19 protein-coding genes are annotated in these 23,134 nt (G+C 33.6%); 8 read left to right on the top strand and 11 right to left on the bottom strand.

Annotation, left to right across the window (positions count from 1 at the left end):
• Positions 1–5 precede the first annotated feature (5 nt).
• From SCB73_RS16900 to SCB73_RS16885, 4 genes are all read right to left on the bottom strand, one after another.
• Positions 6–1,046 (bottom strand): carboxypeptidase-like regulatory domain-containing protein, encoded by a 1,041-nt coding sequence (locus SCB73_RS16900; RefSeq protein WP_320567369.1) that lies wholly within the window; start codon positions 1,044–1,046, stop codon positions 6–8.
• 78 nt (positions 1,047–1,124) lie between these two features.
• Positions 1,125–1,745, bottom strand: coding sequence for an L-threonylcarbamoyladenylate synthase (locus SCB73_RS16895; protein ID WP_320567368.1), 621 nt, complete (start codon positions 1,743–1,745; stop codon positions 1,125–1,127).
• Between the two features lie 124 nt (positions 1,746–1,869).
• Positions 1,870–4,206 carry an ATP-dependent helicase gene (locus tag SCB73_RS16890; protein WP_320567367.1) on the bottom strand — a complete coding sequence of 779 codons (2,337 nt, stop codon included), beginning with the start codon at positions 4,204–4,206 and terminating at the stop codon, positions 1,870–1,872.
• Between the two features lie 274 nt (positions 4,207–4,480).
• Positions 4,481–5,248, bottom strand: coding sequence for a sulfite exporter TauE/SafE family protein (locus SCB73_RS16885; RefSeq protein WP_320567366.1), 768 nt, complete (start codon positions 5,246–5,248; stop codon positions 4,481–4,483).
• Between the two features lie 127 nt (positions 5,249–5,375).
• Between SCB73_RS16885 and SCB73_RS16880 the strand changes: the two genes are divergently transcribed.
• Positions 5,376–5,897 (top strand): DUF7935 family protein, encoded by a 522-nt coding sequence (locus tag SCB73_RS16880; RefSeq protein WP_320567365.1) that lies wholly within the window; start codon positions 5,376–5,378, stop codon positions 5,895–5,897.
• A gap of 35 nt (positions 5,898–5,932) precedes the next feature.
• A complete protein-coding gene (locus tag SCB73_RS16875) occupies positions 5,933–6,679 on the top strand; it encodes a hypothetical protein (RefSeq protein ID WP_320567364.1) in 747 nt (248 codons plus the stop codon).
• A gap of 4 nt (positions 6,680–6,683) precedes the next feature.
• Here SCB73_RS16875 and SCB73_RS16870 read toward each other — a convergent pair whose 3' ends face one another.
• Positions 6,684–7,589 carry a patatin-like phospholipase family protein gene (locus SCB73_RS16870; RefSeq protein WP_320567363.1) on the bottom strand — a complete coding sequence of 302 codons (906 nt, stop codon included), beginning with the start codon at positions 7,587–7,589 and terminating at the stop codon, positions 6,684–6,686.
• Between the two features lie 120 nt (positions 7,590–7,709).
• Positions 7,710–9,770, bottom strand: coding sequence for a M1 family aminopeptidase (locus SCB73_RS16865; protein WP_320567362.1), 2,061 nt, complete (start codon positions 9,768–9,770; stop codon positions 7,710–7,712).
• A 102-nt stretch (positions 9,771–9,872) separates the two neighbouring features.
• On the opposite strand from SCB73_RS16865, the gene SCB73_RS16860 reads away from it, so the two are divergent.
• Positions 9,873–10,610 (top strand): Dph6-related ATP pyrophosphatase, encoded by a 738-nt coding sequence (locus SCB73_RS16860; RefSeq protein ID WP_320570101.1) that lies wholly within the window; start codon positions 9,873–9,875, stop codon positions 10,608–10,610.
• Positions 10,611–10,641: 31 nt separating this feature from the next.
• Complete coding sequence (locus SCB73_RS16855) at positions 10,642–11,145, top strand: hypothetical protein (RefSeq protein WP_320567361.1); 504 nt, start codon at positions 10,642–10,644, stop codon at positions 11,143–11,145.
• Positions 11,146–11,149: 4 nt separating this feature from the next.
• On the opposite strand, the gene SCB73_RS16850 is transcribed toward SCB73_RS16855, so the two are convergent.
• Together SCB73_RS16850 and SCB73_RS16845 are read right to left on the bottom strand one after the other, a co-directional pair.
• The gene (locus SCB73_RS16850) at positions 11,150–11,689 is read right to left on the bottom strand and encodes a DUF1697 domain-containing protein (RefSeq protein WP_320567360.1); all 540 of its coding nucleotides are present in this window, start codon (positions 11,687–11,689) and stop codon (positions 11,150–11,152) included.
• A 76-nt stretch (positions 11,690–11,765) separates the two neighbouring features.
• Positions 11,766–12,176: a hypothetical protein gene (locus SCB73_RS16845; protein ID WP_320567359.1), complete on the bottom strand. Its 411-nt coding sequence runs from the start codon at positions 12,174–12,176 to the stop codon at positions 11,766–11,768.
• A 306-nt stretch (positions 12,177–12,482) separates the two neighbouring features.
• Here SCB73_RS16845 and recG point away from each other — a divergent pair, with 306 nt between their 5' ends.
• Positions 12,483–14,591 (top strand): ATP-dependent DNA helicase RecG, encoded by a 2,109-nt coding sequence (gene recG / locus SCB73_RS16840; protein ID WP_320567358.1) that lies wholly within the window; start codon positions 12,483–12,485, stop codon positions 14,589–14,591.
• A 195-nt stretch (positions 14,592–14,786) separates the two neighbouring features.
• Here recG and SCB73_RS16835 read toward each other — a convergent pair whose 3' ends face one another.
• From SCB73_RS16835 to SCB73_RS16825, 3 genes are all read right to left on the bottom strand, one after another.
• Complete coding sequence (locus tag SCB73_RS16835; protein WP_320567357.1) at positions 14,787–15,380, bottom strand: PAS domain-containing protein; 594 nt, start codon at positions 15,378–15,380, stop codon at positions 14,787–14,789.
• Positions 15,381–15,454: 74 nt separating this feature from the next.
• Complete coding sequence (locus SCB73_RS16830; protein ID WP_320567356.1) at positions 15,455–16,321, bottom strand: hypothetical protein; 867 nt, start codon at positions 16,319–16,321, stop codon at positions 15,455–15,457.
• A 24-nt stretch (positions 16,322–16,345) separates the two neighbouring features.
• Positions 16,346–16,942 carry a TlpA family protein disulfide reductase gene (locus tag SCB73_RS16825; protein ID WP_320567355.1) on the bottom strand — a complete coding sequence of 199 codons (597 nt, stop codon included), beginning with the start codon at positions 16,940–16,942 and terminating at the stop codon, positions 16,346–16,348.
• 530 nt (positions 16,943–17,472) lie between these two features.
• On the opposite strand from SCB73_RS16825, the gene SCB73_RS16820 reads away from it, so the two are divergent.
• The 3 genes from SCB73_RS16820 to SCB73_RS16810 all read left to right on the top strand — a co-directional run bounded on the left by SCB73_RS16820 (position 17,473) and on the right by SCB73_RS16810 (position 23,117).
• The gene (locus tag SCB73_RS16820) at positions 17,473–18,531 is read left to right on the top strand and encodes an efflux RND transporter periplasmic adaptor subunit (RefSeq protein ID WP_320567354.1); all 1,059 of its coding nucleotides are present in this window, start codon (positions 17,473–17,475) and stop codon (positions 18,529–18,531) included.
• A 109-nt stretch (positions 18,532–18,640) separates the two neighbouring features.
• Positions 18,641–21,739: an efflux RND transporter permease subunit gene (locus SCB73_RS16815; protein WP_320567353.1), complete on the top strand. Its 3,099-nt coding sequence runs from the start codon at positions 18,641–18,643 to the stop codon at positions 21,737–21,739.
• 64 nt (positions 21,740–21,803) lie between these two features.
• A complete protein-coding gene (locus SCB73_RS16810) occupies positions 21,804–23,117 on the top strand; it encodes a TolC family protein (protein ID WP_320567352.1) in 1,314 nt (437 codons plus the stop codon).
• The last annotated feature ends 17 nt before the right edge of the window (positions 23,118–23,134 follow it).

Genomic DNA, 23,134 nt, shown 5'->3' with positions numbered 1-23,134 from the left:
CAAAATTATTCTATTCCGTAATTTAAGGGCAACATATCTCCTACTCTTTTTTCTGAAATTTTCCCTGAAAAAAGTATGTCTTCAATATTTGAATTATTTCCATACTTGTAAATATAAAAGCTATTTGTTTCAAAAGTGATTTTCGATGCTTCCTTTTTATCGAAGATAAGATTATAAACAGCTACAATTTTTTTTGAGTTTAGATTTATATTTTCACTTTTATCCTGCTGATCTATTAATTCTACTTTTGAAAAATCCCCTTCTTTAGTTATTTTAAAGCATTTAGTTGGATCTTGATTGTATTTACCTTTAAACAATAAAAATTTCTTCGCCTCCCAATCCGAATTTGCTAAATTTCTGAAAAACTGAATTTGAGATCCTTGAAATGTTTTTTCTCGTTTTTTTAAAACTTTGGCGCTATTATCAATTTCTTCGAATCGGCTCACGCCACCGTAAAAATTCTTAACCGCATCTAATGAATTAATACTAAATGTATTAAAAGACACTTCAAAAATCACCAATTCAAAATCAATTTTATATCCTAACGCTGGATTTATAATTACCAAAGGTTTATCTGAAGAAGCCGTAAAAAGCAAATTCTTTTTATCATATTTAAATTTAATATCATCTTCATTTTTAATAATTGCTGATTTTGCATTACTCGTTGTTCCTAAAAAAAATTCTCTAAACAACTTTAATTTCTGCGCTCTTGTAAACTGATTATTATTGTTAACTACAACTTCTTTAAGCTCATTTTCCAAAATCTTCATTGTTATGTTTAATGGCTTCGAAACATCTAATCCGGACAGATACTCGGTCTGATATCCAATTGAACTCATCACTAAAATATTATTAGCATTAGGTTCATATTTGATAGAAAATTTTCCGTCAGCATCTGAAACTGTTGAAATTGTTGTACCATCATAGTAAATATTTACTCCTTCTAAAGGGGTATTATCTTTACCTGTAATTGTACCAGTAAGAATATTTTGCGAAAATATTGCGACTGCAGAAAACAAAAATAAAAGAGTAAGCATTTTTTTCATTAAAGACAAAAGGTTTGATTAATTACCTACTAATTAACCAAACCTTTTTGTATTATCCTAAACAATTTATTTCTTTTCTTACAAAATATCGATATCGCCTTTTCCCTCTCTCACAATAACTGGTTCATATTCTGAAAGGTCGATTATTGTTGAACCAACGTTGTCGCCATAACCTCCATCAATTACCAAATCTACAAGGTTTTGCCATTTTTCAAAAATCAATTCTGGATCTGTAGTATATTCAATCACATCATCATCATCACGAATAGAAGTTGAAACCACCGGATTCCCTAATTGCCGAACAATTTCTAAAATAATATTATTATCTGGCACACGAATACCAACAGTAGTTTTCTTTTTAAACTCTTTTGGTAAATTGTTATTACCTGGCAAAATAAATGTATAAGGACCCGGTAATGCTCTTTTTAAAATTTTAAAAGTCGAAGTGTCAATCTGACGAACATAATCTGATAAATTGCTCAAGTCATGGCAAATAAATGAAAAGTTTGCTTTCTCTAATTTAACGCCTTTAATTTTTGCAATTTTTTCTAACGCGCGTGAATTGGTAATATCACAACCTAAACCGTAAACAGTATCTGTCGGATAAATTACCAAACCTCCATTCTGAAGCACTTTTACCACTTTTGCAATTGCAGCTTCACTAGGTTTATCTGGATATATTTTTATGAATTCAGCCATTTTGTTTTACGTTTAATTTGTTTCAAGTTTGTCAGGCTGAGCGGAGTCGAAGCCCACGTTCAATTGGAGCGCCCTTCGACTACGCTTAGGGTGACAAATGTTTTCAAAACTTGAAACGTTATATTTATCCTACGACATCTAATTTAGCAAATCTTAACAACAATTTCTTGATTCCACCAACTTCAAATTTAATTTCTGCTTTTTTATCTGCACCAACACCTTCCAAATTAATTACTTCGCCTTTTCCAAAACGTTCATGCATTACAACATTTCCAACGGTTAACTTACTATCAAATAAATTTGGAGCACCAGCATTTGGATTCGTTCCTCCGACAGGTTTTAATTTTCTGATATTTAAATCCGGTTTCGGACTATTGTCTGTAATATGTTTTGGCGGAGTTCCTCCAACTGGCTTGCTTAATCTCAGTTTCGATTTATCAACATCTCCAAAAATATCTCCATCAATTGGAGATTTATAACGATAATTAGTTTCAGACGGAGTCAAATATTCTAAATACTGTCCGTCAATTTCTTCAATAAAACGGGATGGTTCGCTATCCGTTAATTTTCCCCAACGGTAACGTGACTGCGCATAAGTCAAATATGCTTGATGTTCTGCACGTGTCAATGCCACATAAAACAAACGACGTTCTTCTTCAAGTTCACTTCTCGTACTCATACTCATCGCACTCGGAAACAAATCTTCCTCCATTCCCACCACAAAAACATGTGGAAATTCAAGTCCTTTTGCTAAGTGAATTGTCATCAGCGCTACACGATCTTCATCATTGGTATCTTTATCCAAATCAGTTGCCAAAGCAACATCTTCCATAAATTCAGAAAGTGCACCTCTTGCTCCGTCAATTTCTCTTTGGCCTTCAGTAAAATCTTTGATACCGTTTAAAAGTTCTTCTATATTCTGAATTTTTGCCATTCCCTCAGGAGTAGCATCTTTCTTCAATTCCTGAACCAAACCAGTTTTCTTTGCAACGTGATCGGTAATATAAAAAGCATCCTGATTTTGATCAATAACCTGAAAACTCTGAATCATCGTAACAAAATCTTTCAGTTTGTTTTTGGTTCCGGCATTCAGTTTCAAATCGATTTTATCGATATTCACCATTACTTCCCAAATCGAACGTTTGTAATGATTGGCGGCAATGGTTAATTTTTCAACAGTTGTATCTCCAATTCCTCGCGCCGGATAATTGATGACACGAATCAATGCTTCTTCATCTTTTGGATTCAAAACCAAACGCAAATAACACAATACGTCTTTAATTTCTTTACGCTGATAGAAAGACAAACCTCCATAAATTCTATACGGAATATCACGTTTTCTTAAAGCGTCTTCCATCGCACGCGATTGTGCATTTGTACGATACAAAATCGCAAAAGCACCATTGTGCAATTGATTCTGCATTTTCTGTTCAAAAATCGTACTTGCAACAAAACGGCCTTCTTCAGCATCGGTCAAACTTCGGTGGACTTTAATTTTTGGTCCAAATTCATTTGCTGTCCAAACTACTTTATCAAGTTTTGTTTTATTATGATCCATTACCGTATTTGCCGCTTCAACAATATTTCGTGTTGAGCGATAATTCTGCTCCAAACGAAACATTACCACACCTTCATAATCTTTCTGGAAATTCAAAATATTATTGATATTCGCGCCACGGAAAGCATAAATACTCTGCGCATCATCTCCAACCACACAAATATTCTGAAATTTATCAGATAAAGCTCTAACAATCAAATACTGAGAGTGGTTTGTATCTTGGTACTCATCAACCAAAATATAACGGAAACGGTTTTGATACTTTGCCAAAACTTCTGGAAAACGTGTCAGCAATTCATTGGTTTTCAATAATAAATCATCAAAATCCATTGCGCCGGCTTTAAAACAACGCTCCACATATTGCTGATAAATTTCACCCAATCTTGGTCTTTTAGCCATAGCATCGGCTTCAACCAATTCTGGGTTATTAAAATACGCTTTAACGGTAATTAAACTGTTTTTATAACTGGATATACGCCCTAAAATCTGTTTAGGTTTATAAATATCGCGATCCAACTGCATTTCTTTAATAATTGAAGAAATCAACCTCGCCGAATCCTGAGAATCATAAATAGTAAAATTGGAAGGATAGCCCAAATGATCCGATTCTGCTCTAAGAATACGAGCAAAAATAGAGTGAAATGTTCCCATCCAAAGATTTTTGGCTTCGGTTGCTCCCACAATATCCGAAATCCTGTGCTTCATTTCCCTCGCCGCTTTATTGGTAAAAGTCAGCGACAAAATATTGAAAGCATCAATTCCCTGATGCATCAAATAAGCAATTCTAATCGTTAAAACTCGGGTTTTTCCCGAACCTGCACCAGCAATAATAATCATTGGCCCGTCTTTCTTTAAAACAGGCGCTCTCTGTGCTTCGTTGAGCTGGTCAATATATTTCTGCATATAATTTATCTCCTTATATATGCAAAAATAAGAATTAAAACTCTAAATAGCTACTAAGATTCTAAGGTTCTAAGATGCTGAGTTTTTTCCTTTTTTTTAAGCCAAACATTAGGCCTTTTTTTAACATGGGTTCCCGCTTTCGGCTATATCTCTCCTCCCGATTGTCATCGGGATGCGAGGATACCACCTCTATCCGGGCTAGGTTCAAACAGTTTTTTTTTAGACAAAAAAAAAGGAAAAACTTAGCATCTTAGTAGCTCAGCAACTCAGAAACTTATTTAAAAAACACATCGTAAGCAAAGCGGATCAAAGTCCCAACCACAACAATCAAAAAGAAAATACGAATAAATCCATTTCCTTTATTGATCGCCAATTTAGCACCAAGCCATCCGCCAAGTCCGTTGCTGATTGCCATCGGAATTGCGATCGCCCAAATGATTTTTCCTTTAATCATAAACAGGCAAATCGATCCAAAATTAGTCGCCAGATTGACCATTTTCGCATTCGCGGAAGCGTGAAGAAAATCAAAACCTAAAAGCGCAATAAAAGCCACAACAAAAAAACTTCCCGTACCAGGACCGATAAATCCGTCGTAAAATCCAACGATCATACTGATTACAACTGCATAAATAATCTGAGTGATTTCTGAATGTTCTTTGGCTTCATGCTGTCCAAAATTTTTCTTTGCATACGTATAAACAAACAACAACGACAAAACCACCAACAAAAGTGGTTTCATAAAATCATTACTTACAAGCGTTAAAATTGTTGATCCTAAAAATGCTGATGGAACTGCCAAACACATCATAATAAGCAACAATTTCCATTGAATGACCACTTTTTTCAGATACTGAAAAGCAGCAAATGAAGTTCCAGAAAATGCTGGAATTTTCAATGTCCCAATTACTGTAGAAACCGGAAGATTTGGCAATAAAACCAATCCCATCGGCGTTTGGATTAATCCGCCACCGCCCACAATGGCATCAATAAAACCCGCCGCAAAGGCAGCCAAACAAAGCAAAATTATTATATATGAATCCATTAAAAATACGTTTCGGTAGATTTTGAAAAACTAGTTGCAAAAGTAAGGCTTTCCGTTTTGTTTATTACCAAAAATTTAAAACGGATTTCTCATCAAAAAGTATATTTTTGCTAAAAAATTAACCCAAATGGATTTTACAAGAATTATAGAATTAGCCAGTTATACTTTACCTGCAATTGTAACCGGATTTGTAGCTTACAGTTTTTTTGAACTGCATATCAAAAACAACGACAAAAAACGTGCTTTTTTATTAAACAGAGATTATCAAAAACAATCTTTGCCAATACGTTTGCAAGCTTACGAACGTATGACTTTATTTTTGGAACGCATCAATTTGACGAAATTACTAATCAGAATTGCGCCAATTTCCCAAAACAAAAACGATTACGAAAACTATTTGATTGAACAAATCGAACAAGAATTTGAACATAATTTGACACAGCAAATTTACATGTCTGATGAATGCTGGACGATCATTACGACAGCAAAAAATGCTACAATTCAAATGATTCGCAAAGCAGCGATGAGTGATAAAGTAGAAAATGCCGATAAATTGCGTGAAGTAATTTTGAATGATTTATTAGAAAAACAATCTCCTAGTAATGCTGCTTTAGGTTTCATCAAAAATGAAGTTGCAGAACTTTGGTAAAACATTTAATTTAACACTACACAACTTAATTCAAAATGAAAATAAACCGTCTCTTTCTTTTTATCGCTATACTTTTAAACATTTCGGCATTTGCTCAAAAAACAAAACCGAATGTAATGCAAGAAAACCTCAAAGGAGGCGTTAAATCAATGCACTACAGAACTTATGAAGCAGAGAAAAGAGACGGAAAAATTGAATTAAAAAATCCAGATCAAATAGGCCTTAATGTTTTACATATCTATAACAATAAAGGATATCTAACCGAAGAAAAGCAATTTACTGGTGTAAATGATAGCAGAATAAGCATAACGACTTACAAATTCGATTCAAAAAATCGAATCGTTGAGCAATCATATGCAGGAAGGACTGATAAATACACGTATGTGCTTCTTAAAAATAATAGGTACGAAATAAGAATAAACTATCCTGATGGTTCTGAACGTGTACATTTATTTGACAAAAATGGGAACATAATTTCTGAAACTTCTCATAAAGGCAAAAAAACATATTATACGATGACGTATGAATACGACCAATCTGAACAAAATACAAAAATAAATTCAGTCAACGACTACTATGACATTAACGAATATGACAACAAAGGCAATCGAAAAAAATGGTCAAGATATAGATCAAACGGAAAATTACTTTTTGTATACAAGATTGTTTACACCAAATACGACAGTAAAGGAAATTGGCTTGAAAGCGTAGATTACGATATCACGAATGATCAGTCGGGCACGCCTTTAATCGTTACAAAAAGAGAAATAGAATATTATTAATTTTCTACATTTTCTTATTGTCACTCATAACTTCAGATTTATTTTGAGCATATTCATAACCTTGCTCCCACCATTCTTTCATCACATCTTTATTGAAAATCAAAGCATTGTCAGTAAGTTTTGTTGGTGTGTAATATAAATTAAGTTTGACGTTCTTGTTGCTTGCCATAAGTTTTCCTATAGCAATATCGTGTTTTTCAACTTGATCTAAGGCAATTCGGAACAAATCAATCATCAAAGAAAATGGGTTTTTCCCGATAACCATTTTATCCATATTTACTTCGGTTTCTAGAATAATAACATCGATTTCAGTGGCGCCGCGATTTATTGCTTCGCGAATTGGAACCAAGCTTGAAAAACCTCCATCTCCATATTCATAATTATTTTTTTCCACCAAACTCATAAACGGAACGTAATTACTTGAAATCCAAGACCATTCAACAAACTCTTCGTAACTGCACTCTTTTACCGATTTATATTCGGATTCGTTTTTAGTAAAATTAGTTACCGTAACAATGACATCGGTTTTTAGCTTTTTAAGCTTGTTGAAATCGGATAGAGAAAAATTATTCTGAATATATTTTTTCAAGCCTTTGCTTTCGCCAAAAGTCCTTTTTCCTTTAAAAAACTGACGCAAAACATTAAAGTGGTTAATCGTTACAATATCAACACCTTCTTTATTTTTAACCACAAACGGACAAATATTAAAAATACTTGACATGGTAACATTAGTATAAACCGAATGAATTTTTTTGATATGTCCCAAAGCCAGATGCGGAATAAGCAAACTTCCCGTAGAAGTGCCTAAAAACAAATCGTATTCGTAATTTTTTTCTTCGATCAAATATTGTGCAACTCCGCCGGCGAATGCGCCTTTACTTCCGCCGCCAGAAATAACTAATGCTCTCATAAATGGTATTGTAGGTTTTGTTTGGGGAATAGATAAAAGAATAAAGAACAAAGACTTTTCGAGTTTGTCTAAATCTTTTTCTTGATTCTTAGCTCTTTTCTCTATATTCTATATTCTTTTTCATTCTTTCAACAAACGATTCAATTGAAACTGTTCATCGGGGGTCAAATTAGGCAAAATTCTTTCAAACGAAGCACGCATTTCAGAATTTTTTAATAACAATCTTATTGTATCTCTTCCAAATTTCGAAAATTGCCACATATGATGTGTTGTAGATGCAACTAAATTACTCAAAACCTGATCGTTGATGATTTTAAACGCAATTAGTTTTTCAAGCGCATTTTGTCTGGTTGTTGCTTCATATTTGCTTGAAGAAAAATCAATCAATTCAATCACAAGTTCATCTGGATTTTCAGCATAATTTGAAGTAGATAATGCCAGCGAAAGCCACATCGTACGAAGATTATAATCATTAAAACCGATCCAATCTTTTGATTTATCCAAATATGTTTTCCGATGTTCTGGAAAATTTCTCCACAGCCAATATAATGCTATTTCTTGTGTTTGATACGATTTATCGTCAAGTAAAGTTTCATATTCATCTCTAAAATCTTCCGGAATTTTAGTTAAACTTTCAGCAACGGTTTGGCGAATTTGAACATCATTGGTTTTCATTGCCAAAAGCAATAATTCTTTTTTTGCTTCATATTTCTCATTTTCCAATTGATCCATAATTGCTTCTTTTGCCGAATGGTAAACATCAGAATTCAAAGTCTTGATGAAAAAATCTTTCTTTTCTGCCAAAGGTGTTTTTTTCAACTTATCTACCTCTAACCGAATTTGAATTGCTTTATTTTTGCTCAATAAAGTATTTGCCGTTGGGGCATCAAAAGCCGTCGATTCTAGCCAAGTTTTTTGGAATTTCTCCAAATCAAAATCAGATACTTTTTTGATTTCGTCGAAGAAATTTTCTGTGTTTACCGTTTGATACGCATATTTCTTTAGATAACTTTTTATTGCTTTTTTAAACGCCTTATCTCCAATTGATTCATGCAAAACAAAAAGCGCCCAAGCTCCTTTTTCATAAAAAGTAAGCGAACTAGCTTTTGGATTCAAAACCGGAATTGTATCCGTTCTAGATGCAAATTTTATTTGTTGTGCTGTGTCATAAAGCTTAGAATAAAAATAATCGTCGCCAAAAATATCTCGTTCTGCAAGAGCCGCATAATACGTTGCAAAACCTTCTTGAAGCCAATGATGTTTGCTGCTTTCGGCCGTTATTAAATTGCCAAACCAATGATGTGCTAATTCGTGGGCATCTACATTTGTATAATTTCTGTCTCCAAAACCAATTGAATCAACAACATATCGCGTTGCAAAAAGCGTTGAAGTTGTGTTTTCCATTCCGGCATACAAAAAATCTCGCACGGGAATCTCTCTATAAATTCCCCACGGATATTTTACGCCGATTTCTTTCTCCAAAAAATCAAAAATACGTTTTGAATAACGGTAAGTAGATTCAAAACGCGACGCATCTTTATTTTCTAAATAATATTCGAGCGGAATATTAGATTTAGATTCCGATTTCTTTTTGTCGTATTTCCCAATAGCAAGCATTAAAACATAAGAACTCATCGGTTTTTCCATTTCATATTGCCAATAAAATGAATTTCCGTTTTGAGTTTTTTCTTTTAAAATTCCGTTTGAGACAACCTGGTATTCTTTATCATAGGTTATTCCTAATCTAAAAATCAGTTTTTCATTGACGTCGTCAAAACTCGGAAACCAATTGCTTGTGTATCTACCCTGTCCTTGCGTCCATATTTGAGCGTCTTTATTTTCAATATCAACAAAATACAAAGCTTGTTTGGGTTTTACCTTATATTCAAAAGTCAAATGATTTTCTCCTTTTTGAAAATTAGAAACGATTTGTAATTGCTTGCCAGAATTAACAAAAACAACATTGTTATTATTGATTTTTACGTTAGAAAATTCCATGTTTTTTGCATCAATTTTTATAGTGTCAATTGTTTTTAAAACCGTAAAACCGTAATCAACATTTCCTGAAATTGATTTTTCTAGGGTATTCAATTTTAATTGTCCAGACACGGTTTTAAAATCAACAAATTGGGTTTGTTGTGCAAATGCAAAGGAAGTTATTAGAAAGAAAATGTATTTCATTTTAGAATTTGAATTTAAGGCAAAATCCCAAAGTTACAAACCTTTCATCAACAAATAGAATGAAATTTGTAAGTTTACCATTTAAAATTCCAAATCGTGTCAATACCTAAAAAAGCATTATTCAATTGGAGCAGCGGAAAAGATTCTGCTCTTTCTTTATATAAAATTCTTCAAAATTCTGATTTTAAAATCGAATATTTATTGACGAGTGTCAATCAGCAATTTCAGCGAATTTCAATGCATGGCGTGCGTGTTGAATTACTTGAAGCGCAAGCGAAAAGTATTGGAATTCCATTAAAAATTATGCAGATTCCAGAAATGCCAACTATGGAAGTTTATGAAAATGTGATGATTGAAACCTTGACAGAACTAAAAAATGAGGGTATTTCGCATTCTGTTTTTGGCGATATATTTTTAGAAGATCTGCGCAAATATCGTGAAGATCAATTGGCAAAATTAGGTTTTGAAGGTGTTTTTCCTATTTGGAAAATTCCATCTCACGATTTGATTCAGGAATTTATTTCATTGGGTTTTAAAACTATTGTAGTTTGTGTGAATGAAAAATATTTAGACAAAAGTTTTGTAGGCCGAATTATTGATCAAGATTTCATCAATGATTTGCCAGAAAATGTTGATGTATGTGGAGAAAATGGCGAATTTCATACTTTTGCTTTTGATGGTCCGATTTTCTCAAAACCTGTAGATTTTGAAATTGGCGAAATTGTCTACCGCAAATACGAAAAACCAAAAACCGATCATTCTTCAAACAAAGCTTGCGACACAACCGACAAAACTGCTTTTGATTTCGGATTTTGGTATTGTGATTTGATCGCCAAATAAGAAGTTAATTTTATAACTAAAGCTAATTAACATGATTTTAAAAGAGAATACTGAATTGAAAAAAGCATTAAAGTTCCTGAACGAAATAGGAATTGATGTTATAGAAAAACAATTGGATTCAACTTTTTTACCTGGATTAGAATTGGGCCCTAATTGTATCTATATTGATTATGACAAACTTTTATACCCTGGCGATATATTACACGAAGCAGGACATCTCGCAGTTGCAACTTCTGCAGACAGAAAATTAATTGGCACCAATCAAATTTCTATCGACTGGCCTACACTAGGAGACGAAATTGCAGCAATTTTATGGTCATATGCTGCTTTACATCATTTACAATTGCCTTTAGAATTTGTATTTCATTCTAATGGCTATAAAGATTCTTCAGATTGGTATATTTCAAATTTTAACTCCGGAAGTTATATTGGTTTACCACTACTCGAATGGATGGGATTGTGTGTGGGGAATGAACGCGCAGAGAAAGAACATAAAACTGCTTTTCCTGCCATGCAAAAATGGCTACGGGACTAAAAATTTACTCTGCATACATTTGGAGTAGATTCGTAACTGTATTCCAGTTTCTCATTGTTGTGATAACATTCAATTTTTTCTCGATGTACTTGCCTTCCAACCTTGTTTTTCCTGCCCCAATAGCGTATTTAATAAAAATTCTGTTACCGTCAATACTAGCTTCATCTGGCTTAAATTGACTGATTTTCAGATCGTTTATACTTTCTTTTTTCAAAGCAATTGAAACAAAGGCCACGTAAAGCTTTTTTGTATCAATATCTTTCTCTTTAAGAAAAGGGTTGTTTTTAAAACACAATTCTAAATCTTCTTTAGCAATTACGATAACCGGAACTTCATGACCAAAAACCTTAAAAATTTCTTGTTTGATCATAAAACCCACTTTTGAAGCATCTTCATCACTATCAACAAAAACATTTCCAGATTGCAGATAGGTTCTAATATTTTGAAATCCAAGATTTTCCAGCATTGTTTTCAAAGCTTCCATCTTCATCATATTATGTCCCGAAACGTTGATCCCGCGTAAAAGTGCTAAATGAGTTGTCATAGTAAGGTATTTTTAAAAGAAAAAAGTATTCAATAAAAAAAACTGAATACTTAATTGTTTAGCAAACTTACGGTTTTTATTTTGCTTTTTTGTACGTATAGCTGCGATCGCACATACTGGCATTATCATTTAAATAACCTGATTTGTCTAAAGTCAAACTCTCTTGTAAACCACCTGTACAATTTGATATTAAAAAATTTTGCTCTGTGTAAGTCAAAACAAAAACAGTTGCGTTTTCGGTAGTCTTTATTTCAAAAGTTCCTGATAAAGTTGTGATCTTATTATCATAATTTCGTGTTTTTGTAAAAGTCTTGTCTTTATTAAATTGATACGAAAATTGCGTCGAAGATGGGTCACTTGCGTACGGTTCACCAGCAAATTGATTCCATTTTCCGTAATAATCAGAAACGACCACATCATCAGAATCATTGTTTGAACAAGAAATGAGCGCAAGAACCAAAGCAAATAATAATACAAGTTTTTTCATTTTCTCTAAAGTTTTAAGGTTAATTATTATTAAGATTTAACGTTATAAAAATAGTTGCGCCATAAGCTATTAAGTTAACAATAAGATAATATTGGAAGCTTGAAAACGTTATCAAAATCAAAAAAAGCAGTAAACATAGGATTTTCAAATTTCCTAATTAAAATCTATCTTCGCTTTTCAAAAAAAGACAAAAGAAAATAGACGCAAGAAAATAGATTTTGTCTTTGCTCTATATTCTTTGTTCTTTGTTCTATTTTCTAAAATCTAAGCCGATCTAAAAATCTAATAATCTAAGAAGCCTAAAAAATGTCTAACAATCTTCTTGAAACCCCAATCGAATACCTTAAAGGCGTTGGCCCGAGTCGTGGCCAGTTGCTTCGCAAAGAATTGGGAATTCATAAGTATGGAGATTTAGTCAATTTTTTTCCGAATCGTTATATTGACAGGACACGTTATTACAAGATAAACGAACTCCAAAATACGGGAACTGAAGTTCAGATTATTGGGAAAATCATCAACATCAAAACCGTTGAATTTGCCAAAAACAAAAAGCGTTTGGTTGCCACTTTCGTGGATGATACTGGACAAATTGAGCTGAATTGGTTTCAAGGTCATAAATGGATTAGAGAGAGCTTAAAACTGAACGAAACGTTAGTAATTTTTGGAAAATGTTCCTTATACGGAAGCCAATTTAGTATGGCACATCCGGAAATTGAACTTTTAAGCGAACACGAAAAGAGTCTTCGCTCTGCAATGCAACCCGTTTATCCTTCGACCGAAACGCTTGCTAATCGAGGAATTTCAAATAGAACGATCAATAAATTAATGGAACAATTGTTTATTGAAACACAAGCTTTGTTTACCGAAACTTTTCCTCCGTATTTGATTGAAGAATTGAAGTTAATTCCAAAAAGAGCTGCTTTATTCAATATTCATTTTCCAAAAAGCACTGAAATTTTGGCGAAAGCCCAATTCCGATTAAAATTTGAGGAATTGTTTTTTATTCAGCTTCAATTAATTACTAAAAATTTAATTCGAAAGCATAAAATAAAAGGACATCCTTTTACTAAAGTTGGTGAACTTTTTAATGCGTTTTATCAAAATCATTTGCCATTTGATTTGACTGGCGCTCAAAAAAGAGTACTAAAAGAAATCCGCACCGATATGGGAAGTAACGCTCAAATGAATCGTTTGCTTCAAGGTGATGTGGGTTCCGGAAAAACAATTGTGGCTTTTATGAGCATGCTTTTGGCTATCGACAACGGCTTTCAGGCTTGTTTGATGGCGCCAACCGAGATTTTGGCCAATCAACATTTTATTGGATTATCAGCATTTGCCAATACTTTAAATATCAATATCCGAATATTGACGGGTTCCACTAAGACTTCTGAACGAAAAATTATTCATGAAGAACTTGAAAACGGAAGTCTGCAAATTATAATTGGAACTCATGCTTTATTGGAAGATAAAGTGAAATTCCAAAATTTAGGCTTGTCGATTATTGATGAGCAACATCGTTTTGGTGTAGAACAGCGTTCAAAATTGTGGAAGAAAAATGAGATTCCGCCTCACGTTTTGGTGATGACTGCAACGCCAATTCCGAGAACTTTAGCGATGAGTTTATATGGCGATTTGGATATTTCTGTAATTGATGAATTGCCACCGGGAAGAAAACCAATCCAAACGGTTCATAGATACGACACAAACCGCTTGAAAGTCTGGAAATTTCTTCGTGATGAAATTGCCAAAGGAAGACAAATTTATATTGTTTATCCATTGATTCAGGAATCTGAAAAAATGGATTATAAAGATTTGATGGACGGCTACGAAAGCATTTCGAGAGATTTTCCGTTGCCTCAATACTCAATTTCGATTCTGCACGGAAAAATGAAACCCGCGGATAAAGATGCTGAAATGAAACGCTTTTCTGAAGGAAAAACCAACATTATGGTGGCAACAACTGTAATTGAAGTTGGTGTAAATGTACCAAATGCCAGTGTGATGATTATTGAGAGTGCAGAACGTTTTGGCCTTTCGCAGTTGCATCAATTGCGTGGGCGCGTTGGTCGTGGTGCCGAACAAAGTTATTGTATTTTAATGACCAGCCATAAATTGAGTTCCGACAGCAAAATCAGGATGGAAACAATGGTTGGCACAAATGATGGTTTTGAAATCGCTGAAGTCGACTTAAAACTTCGTGGCCCCGGGGATTTAATGGGAACACAACAAAGTGGTGTTTTAAATCTTCAAATTGCTGATATTGTAAAAGATCGAGAGATTTTATCTTTGGCCAGAAATTATGCCATGAAAATTTTAAAAGAAGACAGCGCACTTCAAAAACCAGAACATGCGGTTTTAAAAGCTGTTTTTATTGAATTGACCAAAAAGAAAAATATCTGGAATTATATTAGTTAGAAGGTTCAAAGTGACAAAGTGACAAAGGCGCAAAGTTTTTAAGCAAATCTGAAACTTGAAACTAAAACTTTAAACAAAAAAACTCCGCTATATCAAACTTAAAATTATCCAGGTGATTAGATTTGTTGGGGAGCAAATTAATAGTAATTATTTTGATTGATACAGCGAAGTAATTTTTGAATGATGAACTATTTTCTAATTTTCTTTCTTTTCAAAAAGAGCACTAAACAAGCCTTTGCTTGCTCTGTTTTTACTATCTTTTCCTGTTGCAACCAGATCATCAATGTATTCCGTATATGTTTTATTGCGTTCTTGCAAAAAACCAACTAAATATTCTTCTGAAGCTAAAATACCGCTGGTTTCCTCAATATGCAGGAGTCTGTTGTATAAAGGCTCAATGAATTTGTCTATAATATCTTCACGAACCGATTTTCTTGTTCCAAAATAGCCTACAATATTGCCTTTTGAATCCGCTAAGATTTTGAAGTCGGTGATTACCCAATAATATCTTCCCGTTTTTGACATGTTTTTAATGATCGCATGAATATTTTTGTTTGACTTGATACTATCCCACAAAAACTTGAAAATCACTTTGGGCATATCCGGATGCCGAATAATATTATGAGGTTGTCCAATTAATTCGAACTCATCGTAGCCTGAAACATCTATAAAATCTTCATTAGCATACAAAATAGTTCCTTTTGTGTCTGTTTTACTGAGCAACACTTTGCTCTTATTCCAGTCAACTTCTCTTTTTGATGGATTTGGGCGGGGAATTTTAATATCCATAAATTCTGCATTTAAATTAATTATGTTATTTTATGTGGTAAATTTCATAGAAGAGGTGCTTCAATTAAGGTTAATTATAGATTCGAATTTGTTTTGCCAGTAACCGATTTGAAATGAATATCATTAACAAGATCATCAATTTTTCTGGCACTTTCTTTCATCATATCTAGATAATTCAAGAGTTGATCATTGTCTGTATGTCCTTTTGAAACATCAATAAGTTTTAAAACTGAACTGACCGGCATTTTTAAATCTAAAGTTGTTTTATGAATAAAGTCGTTATACTCTTTAGTCGCCGAGATTGAGCTAAATTTAGCAGAAGCTAATTTGATATTTTCCAATTCATATTCATCAGAAATTTTAGTGATATGGTTTTGACTGTGCGTTTTAAAATAATAAGCCCAATAACCATTCATGAAAAATACTGCGTTTGCCAATACAATGTGCACCAAGAAAGTTTCAAGATCAAAACTTACTTGCGAAAAATAAACCTGTAATCCATTTGCATCGTTGTAAACATAATTTTGAAGATATGCCAAAACGCCGTGATGCAAGATTACCAAAAGAGCAAGCGGAATTTGAAGTTTCCAATTCTGATAAATAATTAAAATCGTGCTGGCCACAAATACCGTAAAGTGCATTTCAAACAGACCATGCATTTGATAAATGTATTGTGCCATAAAAATAGCCAACACTACCGAAAGCACATATTGGTAAAATTTAGAGTTTTTGACAAATAGTTTGGCTGAATAATAAGCAAGCAAATTCAAAGTGCCTACGCCTGCACCAATTTCCCAAGTATCATATTTAAAAGACAACGCAATTCCGAGAAGAAAATAAAGGGCAAGAACATAATTAATGATTACATCAGATTTTTCCGTCATTGTTGACATAAAACTACGCAGATAGTCCTGCTCATTCAAACTAGCTTTTCTTTTCATAAGTAGGTAATTTTGGGGTTAAATTTATTTAGTGCATTTTGGCAATGAACATCCGTAAGCTCTCAAAGCGAAAGCATCAAATGATGGAGCACTTGTTTTTTTCAGCAACATTTCTATTGCCTGCTGTGCATAATTTGTCTCCGCATCGGTACAATATCTTGTTTTATTATAATTCCCTCTAAAATAGAGCTTTTGTGAGCTGTCAATTAGTGCAGCCTGAGGCGTCGAGAAAACGCCACAATTTTTAGCTATCGATGGGTCAAAATAAACTGGAATTTTGGCGTCAAATTTTTGCTGAATTTCTTTAATTGTGACGCTTTTTTCGTTGTTTATGACGACAATTTTAAAGTTAATACGATCACCATACTTTTTTATCAATTCAGCAACATAAGGAATGTTAAAACGGGAACAGGGGCATTCAGGGTTGAAAAAATGGACAAAAACGGGCTTTTGATCCATTGTGCAACATTTTAAATCAATCTTGCTTCCCATTGCTATTGGATGATAATTGCTAGGAATTGGTGTGGGAAGACTGTATTGATACTCATTTTTCCAAAACAACACCGAAATAGCTGCAAGAAGCACAGAAAACCATAAACCAAGGAGTAATTTTTTCATCATAAGCAATCTAGATTTTGATTTAAAAATATAAACACTTGTTAATTTTAAAATTTGACCAAATAAAAATCAAACTATAAAAAAAATAAAAAAACTTACATTTACCAGCGACATTGTAGAAAAACAGCAAAACAGAAGCATAAATGCTGTTGTTTTGTTTAACCTTATCAATGTTACAAATAAAATCGATAAAGCGCAAAATAATTGAGATAAAATGCACTATAAAAAAATAGTATCAGTTTTTTCCTAATTTAAAAACGCGTATTTTTACGTTTTTTACAAACAAAAACTTACTTTTACTTTTTAGAACATTACCAGTCCTAAACCATTTTCATTACAAGCATAAGACAACGGATTTTTTTTCTAATTAAGATTAAACCATTGTATAGAAAAATAGTCTAATCTTATTGGCAATACAAAAATTTGTACATACAAATGTTAAATAAAGACTAAGATCTTTCGTTTTCATATCAAAAAGTTAAATTTGTTAGCTACAAAAACAAAAACCCAAAAAAACATATCACTTTAATTTTATGAAAGTAAAAAACCTAATTTACGCCTTGATAATTATTGTTTTAGGAGGATTTATTACCTACAGAGTAATATCCAACAAAGGCAAAAATGATGAATCAAAAAAGTCTGGCGACAAAGACAAACCAACAACAGTTACTGGAATTGTTGTAAAAACTGCCACTTTTGATAATAATTTATCATTATCAGGATCAATCGAAGCTAATGAGCAAATAGAAATCAGAAGCGAAGTTTCTGGCATCGTTGAAGGAATCTATTTCAATGAAGGAAGTTACGTAAATAAAGGCCAAGTACTTTTTAAAGTGAATGATATTGAATTGAGAGCGCAGTTGCGTCAAGCGCAAACTAGAGAAGGTTTGGCAGCTGAAAATGAAAGAAGAGCAAAATTATTGCTTCAAAAAGAAGCGATTAGCAAAGAAGAATTTGATGTCGCAAATGCTGATTATGCTTCTGCAAAAGCACAAACACAATTAATTAAAGCCCAAATTTCAAAAACCTCTGTAAAAGCTCCTTTTTCAGGAAAAATTGGTTTGCGTTCGATTTCACCAGGAACTTACATCACTCCTACTATTTTGGTTGCTAAACTTGTTAATATGGGAAAAGTGAAAATAACCTTTTCAATTCCTGAAAAATATGCTACACAAGTTAACAATGGTTCAAACATTGATTTTACAGTTTCTGGTTCAGATAAAACTTATAAAGCAAAAATCTACGCTATAGAACCTGAGGTTGCCGTAGCAACAAGAACTTTACAAATTAGAGCCATTGCCGATAATACTGACGGAAAACTTTTTCCTGGAACTTTTGCAGATGTAAAACTTCCTCTGAACATCATTAAAGATGCAATTGTTGTCCCATCAGAAGCTATCGTTCCTGTACAAAGTGGAAAAAAAGTGTATATCTCTAATATGGGCAAAGCCAAAGAAGTTATGGTTGAAGCAACAACTCGTACTGATGCTTCTATTTTAATTTTATCTGGATTAAAAGCTGGTGACACACTTGTTACTAGCGGTGTAATGTCGCTTAAAAATGATGCACCAATAAAAGTTAAAATAAAATAGTCGTAAAGTCAAAAGTCATAAAGTCAAAAGTCACAAGACTTAAATATAGATTTTAAAGATATCATTAAGATTTTGCTATAAATCTAAAATCTAAAATCATAAATCAGATATGAGTTTATCAACCACAAGTATAAGAAGACCCGTTTTAACGATTGTACTGAATCTTTTGATTATTTTATTCGGTTTCATTGGTTATACTTTTTTGGGTGTTCGAGAATTCCCTTCAATTGACCCGGCACAGGTTTCGATCAGAACAAACTATACCGGAGCCAATTCAGATATTATCGAATCGCAAATTACAGAACCGCTTGAAAAAGCAGTAAATGCAATTGACGGAATCCGAAACATTACTTCTTCGAGTAATCAGGGAAGCAGCAATATTACAATTGAGTTTAATCTAGATAAAGATTTAGAAGAAGCAGCAAATGATGTCCGTGACAAAGTTTCGCAAGCCATCAGAAGCTTACCACAAGATATTGATGCACCGCCGGTTGTATCTAAAGCAGATGCCGATAGTGATGCCATCATTTCGATGACAGTTCAAAGTGACAGTAGAAATTCACTTGAATTGAGTGATTATGCGGAGAATGTCATTTCACAACGGTTAGAAACTATTCCGGGCGTTAGTGGCGTGCAAATTTGGGGACAAAAACGTTACGCAATGCGTTTATGGATCGATCCTGCCAAACTTGCTGCTTATGGCGTTACTGTTGCCGAAGTACGAAATGCTTTAAATTCGCAAAACGTTGAGCTTCCATCAGGAAAACTGACTGGTAATAATACTGAGCTTACTGTTAAAACTATCGGAAACTTATCAAAACCAGAGGAATTCAACAACATTATCATCCGCACCGACGGAGATAAAATTGTTCGTTTCAGCGATATTGGAGGTGCAGAACTTGGACCAGAAAATATCGAAACAAAATTGAGTCAGTCTGGCCTGCCAATGATTGGTTTGGCAATTGTACCAATGCCGGGAGCCAATTATTTAGATATTTCAGCTGAATTTTATAAAAAATACGAAGCTTTAAAAAAGGATCTTCCAAAAGATATTAAACTGAATATTGCTCTTGACAATACTATTTTCGTAAAAAAATCAGTAATGGAAGTTGCCGAAACTTTAGGAATTTCTATTGTTCTGGTAATTATCATTATTTACTTATTCTTTAGAGACTGGGCAATTGCTTTCAGGCCTTTAATTGATATTCCGGTTTCCTTGATTGCTACGTTTTTCATCATGTGGCTTTTTGGGTTCTCAATCAACGTTTTGACTTTATTAGCGATCGTACTTGCGACCGGTTTAGTTGTAGATGATGGTATTGTAGTAACCGAAAATATCTTCAAAAAAGTCGAAGAAGGAATGTCACCAATTGAAGCTGCAATCAAAGGTTCAAACGAAATTTTTTACGCAGTAATTTCAATTTCTGTTACGCTTGCAGCAGTATTCTTGCCGGTAATTTTCTTGGAAGGTTTCGTAGGACGACTCTTTAGGGAATTTGGTGTCGTGATTGGTGCCGCGGTTTTGATTTCTGCATTTGTATCACTTACGCTTACGCCAATGCTGAACGCTTATTTAATGAAAGGTGGCGAACAGAAAAAATCAAAATTCTATATTAAAACTGAGCCATTTTTTGAAAAAATGAACAGCAGTTATGCTGAATCGCTTGCAAAATTCATGGATAAAAAATGGATCAGCTTCCCTATTCTTATTGCATGTTTCGGGTTGATTTATTTGTTCTTTACCATTCTTCCAAAAGAAACTGCTCCGCTTGACGATAGAAGTTCTGTAACTATGCGTATGACAACGCCTGAAGGTTCATCTTACGAATATACAGACCGTTTCATGCAAGAAATCTCAAGACTGGTTGATGATTCGATTCCGGAGAAAAAAGTGAGTTTGGTAATCACTGCACCAGGTTTTGGAGCTTCGGCAACAAATACGGGTTTTATCAGACTTTCACTAAAAGAACCAGACGAAAGAAAAACTTCTCAAAAAGATATTGCTGATAAATTGACAAAATGGACAAAAAAATATCCTGAGGCAAAAACTGCCGTTATTCAACAGCCTACAATTGCTGTAAACAGACGTGGAGGTTTGCCAATTCAATATATTATTCAAGCTCCGAATTTTGAAAAACTAAGAGAAAAAATTCCATTATTTATGGAAGAAGTTGGAAAAAGTGACGTTTTTTCTACTACAGATGTGAACTTGAAATTCAACAAACCAGAAATCAACGTAAGCATCAATCGTGAAAAAGCTGAAAGTTTAGGAATTTCGATCTTGGATATTGCACAAACATTACAGCTTTCTTTAAGCGGACAACGTTTTGGATATTTCATTAAAAACGGAAAACAGTACCAAGTAATTGGTCAATTTGATCAAAAAGACCGTTCAAAACCATTGGATTTAACTTCTATGTTTGTAAAAAACAACAAAGGTGAATTGATCCAAATGGACAACGTTGTAAATGTTGAAGAACAAAGTAATCCGCCACAATTGTATCACAATAATAGATACATGTCGGCTACAGTTTCTGCAGGTTTAGCGCCAGGAAAAAGTATGGGAGACGGAATTGAAGAAATGAACCGAATTAAAGCCAAAGTTCTAGACGAAACTTTCACTACCGATTTAGCTGGAGAATCAAGAGATTTCGTTGAAAGTAGCTCGAATACTTCATTTGCTTTTGGTCTGGCTTTACTATTAATCTTCTTGATTTTGGCGGCGCAATTTGAGAGTTTTATCGACCCGTTCATTATTATTTTAACAGTGCCAATGGCTGTTGCTGGAGCGTTATTCTCGCTTTGGTTATTCAATCAAACCTGGAATATTTTCAGTCAGATTGGAACCGTAATGCTTATTGGATTAGTAACGAAAAATGGTATTTTGATTGTTGAATTTGCCAATCAGCTGCGCGAACAAGGCAAGCCTAAATTGGAAGCAATTCTAGAAGCTTCTGAAGCGCGTTTGCGTCCAATTTTAATGACCAGTTTAGCTATTGCTTTAGGAGCGTTGCCAATTGCAATGTCACTTGGAGCCGCTTCAACAAGTAGAATCGGGATGGGAGTTGTAATTGTTGGAGGAACAATTTTTTCTCTTGCTTTGACACTTTTTGTAATCCCTGCAATTTATTTGATGTGGTCAAAAGCAAGAAAACATTATCCAGAGTTCGATCATATTGACGAATACGAAAAAGAAAGTATAAAATAGTAGCCAAAAATCATGAGTATTGCTTCTAGCAGCATTCATGATTTTCTGGTAAAAGAAAATAAATATGAACATCAAAAATTTATACAGCACTGTACTAATTATCTTTTTATGCCTTTCGAAAGCAAGCGCACAAGGAGTTTTGACTATTGAAGATGCTACAAAAATCGCTTTAGAAAACAATTTCGAAATTAGAATTGCGAAGAATAATTCAAAAATAAGCGAAACCAATGTTACGATTGGAAATGCAGGAATACTGCCAACTGTGGCCGCTACAGTAAACGACAATAACAGTGTTACAAATTCATCACAAACACGTCAGGATGGAACAACAACTTCATTAAACAATGCAAAAAACAATACTTTAAGTTACGGAGTTGGCCTAAACTGGACTGTTTTTGATGGCATGAAAATGTTTGCACGTCTGGACCAATTAAAAGAACTTCAAAAATTAGGCGATTCAGAATTGAGAAGAACCGTTTTGATTAAAATCGTACAGGTAAATTCAGCTTATTATGATCTTGTACAGCAACAGCATCAATTGGCCGCTTTAGATACTACAATCGTAATTTCTAAGCAAAGATTGACATTGGCACAAAACCGTTTCAGTATTGGAAAAGCTTCAAAACTAGAGGTTTTGAATGCTCAAGTCGATTTAAATTCAGATCAAGTTGCTTTATTAAGACAAAAAGAAACCTATGCAAACGCTAAAATTTTACTAAACCAATATTTAGCACGCGATCCAAAAATTGATTTCACAGTAACCGATTTAGTTGCGGTTGATAACGCTATGAATTTAGCTGAATTATCTGATTTAGCTCATAAACAAAATCCAGCCGTAGAAGCTCAAATCATCAATAAACGAATTGCTGAACTTCAATTAAAGCAAATAAAAGCAGATCGCTATCCTGTTGTAAATTTGACTTCTGGGTATAATTTTTCAGAAAATCAGTCGAGTTTGGGTTTTACGAGCCAGTCATCTTCAAAAGGTTTCAATTACGGTTTTAATGCAAGGTTAAATATATTTGATGGTTTAAATCAGCATCGAAATGAAAAAGTTGCACAAATGGAAATCGAAAATTCACAGATTGCTATTGATCAGCAAAATATGATTTTGGATACACAACTAAGTACAGCGTTTCAAACCTATCAAACAAACTTAGGATTAATTGATTTAGAAGAAGATAACGTAGCAATAGCCAAACAAAACTTGGATATTACGTTAGACAAATTCAGAATCGGAACAATTACAACGCTCGATTTCAGAACGGCACAGTTAAATTATGTCAACGCCAAAGTGCGTTACAGCAATGCTCAATATCAGGCAAAATTATCTGAAATTGCCTTGAGAGAATTAGCTGGAAATATTAATTTAAATTAAATTTGTTTTATAAAACA

The sequence above is a fragment of the Flavobacterium sp. KACC 22761 genome (assembly GCF_034058155.1).
GTDB lineage: Bacteria > Bacteroidota > Bacteroidia > Flavobacteriales > Flavobacteriaceae > Flavobacterium.
The sequence above is the reverse complement of the archived record's forward strand: the minus strand, read 5'-3'. Positions and strand labels throughout refer to the sequence as shown.